At 69.5% G+C, this 8,367-nt stretch carries 10 protein-coding genes and 1 pseudogene; 3 read left to right on the top strand and 8 right to left on the bottom strand.

Annotation, left to right across the window (positions count from 1 at the left end):
- Window positions 1-197 (top strand): annotated as a pseudogene (locus tag NE2_RS36490) (permease); the annotation flags it as partial.
- Window positions 198-346: 149 nt separating this feature from the next.
- The gene (locus tag NE2_RS32390) at window positions 347-871 is read left to right on the top strand and encodes a MarR family winged helix-turn-helix transcriptional regulator (RefSeq protein WP_233429950.1); all 525 of its coding nucleotides are present in this window, start codon (window positions 347-349) and stop codon (window positions 869-871) included.
- A gap of 5 nt (window positions 872-876) precedes the next feature.
- Here the strand turns inward: NE2_RS32390 and hisI are convergent, their stop codons facing one another.
- The 4 genes from hisI to priA form a co-directional block, all read right to left on the bottom strand.
- The gene (gene hisI, locus NE2_RS32385; protein WP_030514639.1) at window positions 877-1,224 is read right to left on the bottom strand and encodes a phosphoribosyl-AMP cyclohydrolase; all 348 of its coding nucleotides are present in this window, start codon (window positions 1,222-1,224) and stop codon (window positions 877-879) included.
- A 61-nt stretch (window positions 1,225-1,285) separates the two neighbouring features.
- Window positions 1,286-2,059 carry an imidazole glycerol phosphate synthase subunit HisF gene (gene hisF / locus NE2_RS32380; protein ID WP_030514640.1) on the bottom strand — a complete coding sequence of 258 codons (774 nt, stop codon included), beginning with the start codon at window positions 2,057-2,059 and terminating at the stop codon, window positions 1,286-1,288.
- Window positions 2,056-2,898, bottom strand: a complete 843-nt coding sequence (locus NE2_RS32375) for an inositol monophosphatase family protein (RefSeq protein ID WP_030514641.1) — start codon at window positions 2,896-2,898, stop codon at window positions 2,056-2,058. Before NE2_RS32375 ends, hisF begins: the two co-directional genes overlap by 4 nt.
- 1 nt (window position 2,899) lies before the next feature.
- Window positions 2,900-3,631, bottom strand: a complete 732-nt coding sequence (priA, locus tag NE2_RS32370) for a bifunctional 1-(5-phosphoribosyl)-5-((5-phosphoribosylamino)methylideneamino)imidazole-4-carboxamide isomerase/phosphoribosylanthranilate isomerase PriA (protein ID WP_030514642.1) — start codon at window positions 3,629-3,631, stop codon at window positions 2,900-2,902.
- Window positions 3,632-3,862: 231 nt separating this feature from the next.
- Between priA and NE2_RS32365 the strand changes: the two genes are divergently transcribed.
- Window positions 3,863-4,339, top strand: coding sequence for a hypothetical protein (locus NE2_RS32365; RefSeq protein ID WP_063032281.1), 477 nt, complete (start codon window positions 3,863-3,865; stop codon window positions 4,337-4,339).
- An 11-nt stretch (window positions 4,340-4,350) separates the two neighbouring features.
- Here NE2_RS32365 and hisH read toward each other — a convergent pair whose 3' ends face one another.
- Genes hisH through hisD form a run of 4 tightly spaced genes read right to left on the bottom strand, consistent with a single transcriptional unit; the run spans window position 4,351 to window position 8,073 of the window.
- A complete protein-coding gene (hisH, locus tag NE2_RS32360; protein ID WP_030514644.1) occupies window positions 4,351-4,980 on the bottom strand; it encodes an imidazole glycerol phosphate synthase subunit HisH in 630 nt (209 codons plus the stop codon).
- Window positions 4,977-5,609, bottom strand: coding sequence for an imidazoleglycerol-phosphate dehydratase HisB (hisB, locus tag NE2_RS32355; RefSeq protein WP_030514645.1), 633 nt, complete (start codon window positions 5,607-5,609; stop codon window positions 4,977-4,979). The genes hisH and hisB overlap by 4 nt, the downstream gene beginning before the upstream one ends.
- A complete protein-coding gene (locus NE2_RS32350) occupies window positions 5,606-6,739 on the bottom strand; it encodes a histidinol-phosphate transaminase (protein ID WP_063032279.1) in 1,134 nt (377 codons plus the stop codon). Before NE2_RS32350 ends, hisB begins: the two co-directional genes overlap by 4 nt.
- Window positions 6,736-8,073 (bottom strand): histidinol dehydrogenase, encoded by a 1,338-nt coding sequence (hisD, locus tag NE2_RS32345; protein ID WP_063032276.1) that lies wholly within the window; start codon window positions 8,071-8,073, stop codon window positions 6,736-6,738. The genes NE2_RS32350 and hisD overlap by 4 nt, the downstream gene beginning before the upstream one ends.
- Window positions 8,074-8,367: the final 294 nt, after the last annotated feature.

Here is an 8,367-nt window from a genome sequence, read left to right as displayed (position 1 = left end):
TCGACGTCGACGCGCCCGGCTTCCGCGGCGCCTCCCTGGTCGGCGCCATCGTGGCGGCCGCGATTTTCGTGGTGCTGCTCGCGCTACTGCTACGCAAACAATGGCGAGCACGCTCGGCCCGCCGCGCCGAAGCCGGCGTGGTCACCGCGCCGGACACTGCTAACGACACGCGTCCACCAGGCGATATCAAAGAGTGAACCGACAGCGTCGCGATCGCGCCCCGGCGTGATAGCTGTCACGTCATCGGCAAGCGGGCTGACCAGCGAGCGAAGTCGTGGCAAACTTGTTGGTCGCGAGTGACGGTGAACCGAGATTTGCGTCACTGGGCTGCAAGAGAGGGCGCGAAGTGACGGAATGGCTCAATCCCACCGAACGGCGAGCGTGGCGGACTCTGGTCGCGCTGACGACGCGATTACCGGCGGCAATGGACACCCAGTTGCAACGTGAAGCCGGTATGACGCATTTCGAGTATTTCCTCATGGCACTGCTGTCCGAGGAGCCCGGACATCGCCTGCAACTCAGCGAACTGGCCAGTAGGGCAAATGCTTCGCTATCGCGGCTGTCACATGTGGTGACGAAGCTGGAACGGCTGGGCTGGGCGCGCCGAGACGTGGTGCGCGGCCGCCGCGGCGCCTATGCGGTGCTCACCGACGAGGGTTTCGAACAGGTGCAGAAGGCCACCCCCGCCTACCTGGAAGGCGTACGGGGGCTGGTGTTCGACGGCATCGACGACGAGCAGGTCGAACAGCTGCTCACTCTCGGTGATGCGCTGGTAGCGCAGCTCGACGCGGGGCTGTCCCGGGGCATCGGTCGCGCCGACGGACTCCCTGACCCGCCGGCCACCGAGGCGACGGCCGGCGCCTCCCACTGACCGGTTCAGCTCGCGTCGGCGAGCAGCAGATCCCCGTCCCAGCAGGTGTGGGTGCCGGTGTGGCAGGCCGCGCCCTGCTGGTCGACGATCAGCAGCACGGCATCGCCGTCACAGTCCAGCCGCACCTCGTGCACGTATTGCGTATGTCCCGAGGTCTCGCCCTTGACCCAGTACTGCTGCCGCGAGCGCGAATAGTAGGTGGCCTTGCGGGTGGCGAGGGTGCGGGCCAGGGCCTCGTCGTCCATCCACGCCATCATCAGCACATCGCCGGTGCCGCGTTCCTGCGCGATCGCCGCGACCAGGCCCGCCTCGTTGCGCTTGAGCCGGGCGGCGACGGCGGGATCCAAACTCATAGCCATCGTTATACCTGTCCTGTCGGAACTGAGCGTGCTGGGCGGAGGATGCCGTCCGGCCTCAACGGACGGTGATGCCCTCGGCCCGCATCGCGGATTTGACCTGGGGAATCGTCAGATCGCCGAAGTGGAAGACGCTCGCGGCCAGTACCGCGTCGGCGCCCGTCCGCACCGCGGGCGCGAAATGGTCGACCTCGCCGGCGCCGCCGCTGGCGATGATCGGCACCGAGACCGCGGCGCGCACCGCGCTGATCATCGGCAGGTCGAAACCGCCCTTGGTGCCGTCGGCGTCCATCGAGTTGAGCAGGATCTCGCCGACACCGAGTTCGGCCCCGCGCACCGCCCACTCGACCGCATCGATGCCGGTGCCGCGTTTACCGCCGTGAGTGGTCACCTCCCAGCCGGACGGGGTGGGCGAGCCGGTGTCGGGCACGCGGCGCGCGTCGACCGACAGGACGATGCACTGCGAACCGAAGCGCTGCGACATCTCGCGCAGGATCTCCGGGTTCGCGATCGCCGCGGTGTTCACCGACACCTTGTCCGCGCCCGCGCGCAGCAGCCGGTCCACATCCTCGACGGTGCGCACGCCACCGCCCACGGTGAGCGGGATGAAGATCTGCTCGGCGGTGCGGGTCACCACGTCGATCATGGTGCCGCGATCACCGCTCGAGGCCGTGACGTCGAGGAAGGTCAGCTCGTCGGCGCCCTGGGCGTCGTAGGCGGCGGCCAGTTCCACCGGGTCGCCCGCATCGCGCAGGTTCTCGAAGTTCACGCCCTTGACCACCCGGCCGGCGTCGACGTCCAGGCACGGAATCACGCGTACCGCCAGTGTCATTGCGTCCCTTCCGAATTCTCGTTGCGCTCGTAGGCGCGGTCGACGGCGCTGTCGATCATGTCCAGTAGCTCTTCGTGCACCCCGGGCGCGGCGGCCAGCACCGACCGCGAGGTGATCGACCATTCGTCGCCGCGCAGATCGGTCACCACACCGCCCGCGGCGCGTACCAGCGCCACTCCGGCGGCGTTGTCCCACGGATGGTGACCGAAGACGACCGCGCCGCCGAGCACCCCGGACGCGGTGTAGGCCAGGTCGATGCCGGTGGATCCGTGCATGCGCACCCGGCTCGACAGCCGGCTCAGCGCGCCCAGCAGGTCGAAGCGGAACCGGCCCGGGATCCGGCCGTGGGCATCGATGTTGAACGCGCCGAAGCCGATCATCGCCTCCGCGAGACGGCCGGGTTCCAAGGGCGGCAACGGTTTCCCGTTGAGCAGCAGCGGCCCGCCGGCCGCCGCGGCGTACCGGCGGTCCAGCAGCGGCAGCCAGGTCAGACCGAGAACGGGCTGCCCGTCGGCCACCAGCGCCAACAGCATCGCCGACAGCGGATGGCCCGCAGAGTAGTTGAAGGTGCCGTCGATGGGATCGAGCACCCAGGCGGTACCCGAGCTCAGTTCCGGCCCACCGAATTCCTCGCCGTGCACCGGGATTCCGGTGCGGTCGGCAAGTTGCTGCGACAGGGTGCGCTCGAGCTCCAGATCCAGAGCGGTGGCGAAGTCGCCGCGGCCCTTCTGGACCGCGCTCGGCGCCCCCAACCCTTCGACGAAACGCGGTGCCGCACCGTCCAATATCTCGCTCGCCGTCGCGAGCAGCGCGGCCGGGTCGGAGACGGCGGAGGTCACGTCAGCGAACCGCGTCCAGCGCCTCGGGCAGCGTGAAACGCCCGGCGTACAAGGCTTTTCCGACGATCGCGCCTTCCACCCCGTCGGACACCAGCCCGGAGATGGCACGCAGATCGTCGAGAGTGGAGACACCGCCGGAGGCGATCACCGGCGCCTCGGTGGCCGCGCACACCTGCCGGAGGATGTCGAGGTTGGGCCCCTGCAGCGTGCCGTCCTTGCTCACGTCGGTGACCACGTAGCGGGCGCAGCCGTCGCGCTCCAGGCGCTCGAGCACCTCCCACAGGTCACCGCCGTCGCTGACCCAGCCACGGCCCCGCAACCGGTAGTCGCCGTCGATGATCCGCACGTCCAGCCCGACCGCGACCCGATCGCCGTATTCGGCGATGGCGCGGGCACACCACTGCGGATCCTCGAGTGCCGCGGTACCCAGGTTGACCCGGGCGCAGCCGGTGGCCATCGCGGCCTTCAGCGAGTCGTCGTCGCGGATGCCGCCGGACAGCTCGACCTTCACATCCAGCTCACCGACGACCTCGGCGAGCAGTTCGCGGTTGGAGCCGCGCCCGAAGGCCGCGTCCAGATCCACCAGATGCACCCATTCGGCGCCCGCCTCCTGCCAGGCCAGCGCGGCATCGCGGGGCGCGCCGTAGCTGGTTTCGCTGCCGGCCTCCCCCTGAACCAGGCGCACGGCCTCACCATTGGCGACATCGACGGCGGGTAGCAGCACAAGACTCACGTGTGCAGCCTACTGGCTACCGGTTGGCGTCGCGGTGCCGGGATGGCGCAAATGGGACGCCGGTCACTGCCTGCGGGGAGGCGCATCACACGTTTGAACTGGACAACGCCGGGCAATCCGAAGACTGCGTGTGTCACTGTGCGCAGGAGGTCCGGACCGACGGTCTCCGCGTACGTACCCTGGGTCGGGGGCACGTACTGCCATCGTTGTCGACGAAGAGGATCTTCACCCATGTCGCGGATCACGTTGCGGCCCATCATGTTCGCGTTGTCGTGCGGGGCCGCAGGCGCCGCGATGCTCGTGCCCCCGACGGCAGTGGCCGCCCCCACCGACCCGATTCAGTTGGCGGCCTGCGATTTCGGGCGTCAGTTCACCACCTACGACTGGGCGGGCTACGACGACTACGACCGCCGCGTGCTGGAGCTGTCCACCGGCGCGTTCCACGACCAGTTCGCCGCGTCGGCGCCCGATCGGCACGCGCACGTGAACTCGGTGCACGTCCGCTCCGAGGCCAACTCGGTGGAATGCCGCACCGATGTGGCCGAGCCCGAACATTCGCAGGTCGTGGTGACCGTGGATCGATCCGAACGCAGCGATGCCACGCTGGGCCTGCCCCGCCCCGAACGGTCCCAGCTGCGGGTGTTCCTGGACAACGTCGACGGCCGCTGGCTCGCCGGGCGGGTCGACACCCTGCCGCCGCAGACGTAGCTCCACAGCCCCTACAGCGAGCCGACCCAGTTGCGCAGCAGCTGCGCACCCGCGTCGCCGGACTTCTCCGGGTGGAACTGGGTGGCGCACAACGGCCCGTTCTCCACCGCGGCGAGGAACGGCCCGCCGTGTTCGGCCCAGATCAGCTTCGCCGGGGCGATGGTGCCGTTGTCGTCCCATTCCCACTTCTGCGCCGCGTAGGAGTGCACGAAGTAGAAGCGCGTCTCGGGATCCATCCCGGCGAACAGCACGCTGTCGGCGGGCGCCTGCACGGTGTTCCAGCCCATATGCGGAAGTACCTGCGCCGGAAGCCGTTCCACCGTGCCCGGCCACTGCCCGCAGCCCTCGGACTCGACCCCGAATTCGACGCCGCGCTCGAACATGATCTGCATGCCCACACAGATGCCGAGCACCGGACGGCCGCCGGCGAGACGGGTACCGATGATCCGCTCCCCGCGCACCTGCGTCAGTCCGGCCATACACGCGGCGAAGGCACCGACACCGGGCACGACCAGGCCGTCGGCGTCGAGCGCGGCCTGGGGATCGGCGGTGACGGTGACCTCCGCGCCGGTGCGGGCCAGCGCGCGCGCCGCGGAATGCAGATTGCCGGAGCCGTAGTCCAGCAGCACAACCGATTTCACAGCGTTCCCTTCGTGGACGGCACACCGGTGACCCGGGGGTCCGGTTCGACGGCGGCGCGCAAAGCCCGTGCGACTGCCTTGAATTCGGCCTCGGTGATGTGGTGCTGGTCGCGGCCGTACAGCACGCGCACGTGCAGCGCGATCCGGGCATTGAGGGCGATCGATTCGAAGACGTGCCGGTTCAGCACCGTGGAATACGAGGCACCGGGACCGGCGCTGGGAATCACGGTGTGCAGCAGCCGTTCCGGCTCGCCGTCGTGAACGCAGTACGGGCGGCCGGACACGTCGACGACGGCGTGGGCGAGGGTTTCGTCCATCGGGATGTAGCAGTCGCCGAAGCGGCGGATGCCCTTCTTGTCGCCCAGCGCCTCACCGAGCGCCTGCCCGATGACGATGGCGGTGTCCTCGACCGTGTGATGGGCCTCGATCTCGATATCACCCTTGGCCTGCACGGTCAGATCGAAGCTGCCGTGCTGGCCGAAGGCGGTGAGCATGTGGTCGTAGAACGGGACGCCGGTGGAGATGTCGGTCCGGCCCGTGCCGTCGAGATTCAACTCGACCACGATGCTGGATTCGCGGGTGGTGCGTTCCACCCGGGCGGTTCGATTCATACTCGCTTCCGTACTCATCGGGAGATCACCTCGGTGGCCACCAGCATCTCGCTCACGCGCAGGAATTCGTCGTTCTCGGCGGCCAGTCCGATGGTGGTGCGCAGATAGCCGGGAATGCCGACGTCGCGGATCAGCACGCCCTCGTTCAGATAGCGCTGCCAGGTGCGGGGTGCGTCGGCGAAGTAGCCGAACAGCAGGAAGTTCGCATCCGAGGTCACCACCTCGAACCCCATCTCGCGCAACGCCGTCGCCACCCGTTCCCGCTGCGCGGCGAGTTCGGCGACACTGGCCAGGGTTTCGTCGGCGTGGCGCAGCGCGGCGCGGGCGGCGGCCTGGGTGACCACCGAAAGGTGGTACGGCAGTCGAACGAGCAGCATCGCCTCGATCACCGCGGGCGCGGCGACCAGATAGCCGAGCCGCCCACCGGCGAAGGCGAAGGCCTTGCTCATGGTGCGGCTGACCACCAGCTTCGCCGGATATCGGTCGATGAGCGCGAGCGCGCTGGGCGCGGCGGAGAACTCGCCGTACGCCTCGTCGACCACCACGATGCCCGGCGCCGCCTCGAGCAGACGCTCCAGATCGGCGAGGGCGATCGAATGCCCGGTCGGGTTGTTCGGGCTGGTCACGAACACCACATCGGGGCGGCGGTCGGCGATCACCGCGGCCGCGTAGTCGATGTCGAGGGAGAAGTCGCTGTTGCGCTTGGCCTCGATCCACTCGGTGTCGATGCCCTCGGAGATGATCGGATGCATCGAATACGAGGGCACGAAGCCGAGTGCGCTGCGGCCGGGACCGCCGAAGGCCTGCAGCAGCTGCTGCAGAATCTCGTTGGATCCGTTGGCCGCCCATACGTTCGCCGTCTGCACGGCGACGCCGGTCTGACGTGTCAGGTACGCGGCCAGGTCGGTGCGCAGCGCGATCGCGTCGCGATCGGGGTAGCGGTGCAGGTCGGCGGCGGCGGCGCGAATGGATTCGGCCACGTCGTCGATCAGCGCGCGGCTCGGCGGATGCGGATTCTCGTTGGTGTTCAGCTGAACCGGCACCGCCAGTTGCGGTGCGCCGTACGGGCTCTTGCCGCGCAGGTTCTCGCGCAGCGGCAGATCGTCGAGGGTCGCCGCGGCGCCCGGGATATCGGCGGTGGCGGTCATGACAGGGCCTCGAAACGCACCTGCACGGCTTGACCGTGCGCCGGCAGATCCTCGGCGTTGGCCAGGGAGACCACGTGTCCGGCAACGTCTTTCAACGCGGCTTCGCTGTATTCGACGACATGGATACCGCGCAGGAAGGTCTGCACGCTCAGCCCCGAGGAGTGGCGCGCGCACCCGGCGGTGGGCAGCACGTGATTCGATCCGGCGCAGTAGTCGCCGAGGCTCACCGGCGACCACGCGCCGACGAAGACCGCACCCGCGCTGCGGACCCGTCCGGCGACGGCGGCCGCGTCGGCGGTCTGGATCTCGAGGTGTTCGGCGGCGTAGGCGTTGACCACCCGCAGTCCCTGCTCGACATCGTCGACGAGCACGACGCCGGACTGCTTGCCGGACAGCGCCTCCGACACCCGCTGCCGGTGTTTGACCACCTCGAGCTGGGTCGTGATCGCGGCGTCGACCGCATCGGCCAGCGCCGCGCTGTCGGTGACGAGCACGCTGGCGGCGAGCACATCGTGTTCGGCCTGGGAGATCAGATCGGCGGCCACGTGCGCCGGGTCGGCGGTGGCGTCGGCGAGGATCGCGATCTCGGTGGGGCCGGCTTCGGCGTCGATGCCGACGAGGCCGCGGCACAGCCGCTTGGCGGCGGTGACGTAGATGTTGCCCGGGCCGGTGATCATGTCGACGGGCGCGAGCTGCGCGCCGTCGGTGTCGGTGCCGCCGTAGGACAGCAACGCGACCGCCTGGGCGCCGCCGACGGCCCACACCTCCTCGACGCCGAGAAGTTTCGCGGCGGCGAGAATCGTCGGATGCGGCAGTCCGCCGAACTGCGCCTGCGGCGGCGAGGCCACCACCAGCGAGTCCACGCCCGCGGCCTGCGCGGGGACGACGTTCATGACGACACTGGACGGGTAGACGGCATTGCCGCCGGGCACGTAGAGACCGACGCGCTCGACCGGCACCCAGCGTTCGGTGACGGTACCGCCGGGCACCACCTCGGTGGTGGTGTCGGTGCGGCGCTGATCGGCATGCACCTTGCGGGTGCGTTCGATGGCCACCTCGAGCGCCGCGCGCACGGCCGGATCCAGCTCGGCGAGGGCCGTGTCGAGTTCGGCGGCCGGGACGCGCACGCTCGCCGGGGCGACGCCGTCGAATTTCGCGCTGAATTCCTGCGCCGCCTCGACCCCGCGATCACGGATCGCCTCCACCACCGGCCGCACATGATGCAGCACCGAGTCCACGTCCACTCCCCCGCGCGGCAGGGCCGCGCGCAGTTCGGCAGCGGAGGGCGTACGTCCGCGCAGATCCACGCGGGCGAGCTCGATGCGGCTAGTCATAGCGGTGTGAAATCCTTGTCTGTCCGGCCGGTCTGTGCTGGTCATCACATCGAAGCGAAAGCTCCGGACCGCCTACCAGCCTATCGGGTCGGCGCCAGTGGATATCCGCCGCCCGAGCCGGACGCGGCGGCACGCCCCCGCCTCCGGCCCCGGCCGCGGTGACTCGATCCGGCACCAGGCGGTACAGCGGCACCGGCCCGGATCACCTCCGGGACCTCGGTGATATGACGGAAGTGCGGGGTCGCGAAACGGGCTTCGGGGGCGTCGTACCCATGCCGGCGCTCCCCCACCACC

This window comes from Nocardia elegans NBRC 108235 (assembly GCF_001612845.1).
GTDB lineage: Bacteria > Actinomycetota > Actinomycetes > Mycobacteriales > Mycobacteriaceae > Nocardia > Nocardia nova.
Note: the sequence above shows the minus strand (reverse complement) of the source record. Positions and strands in the feature narration are given on the sequence as shown.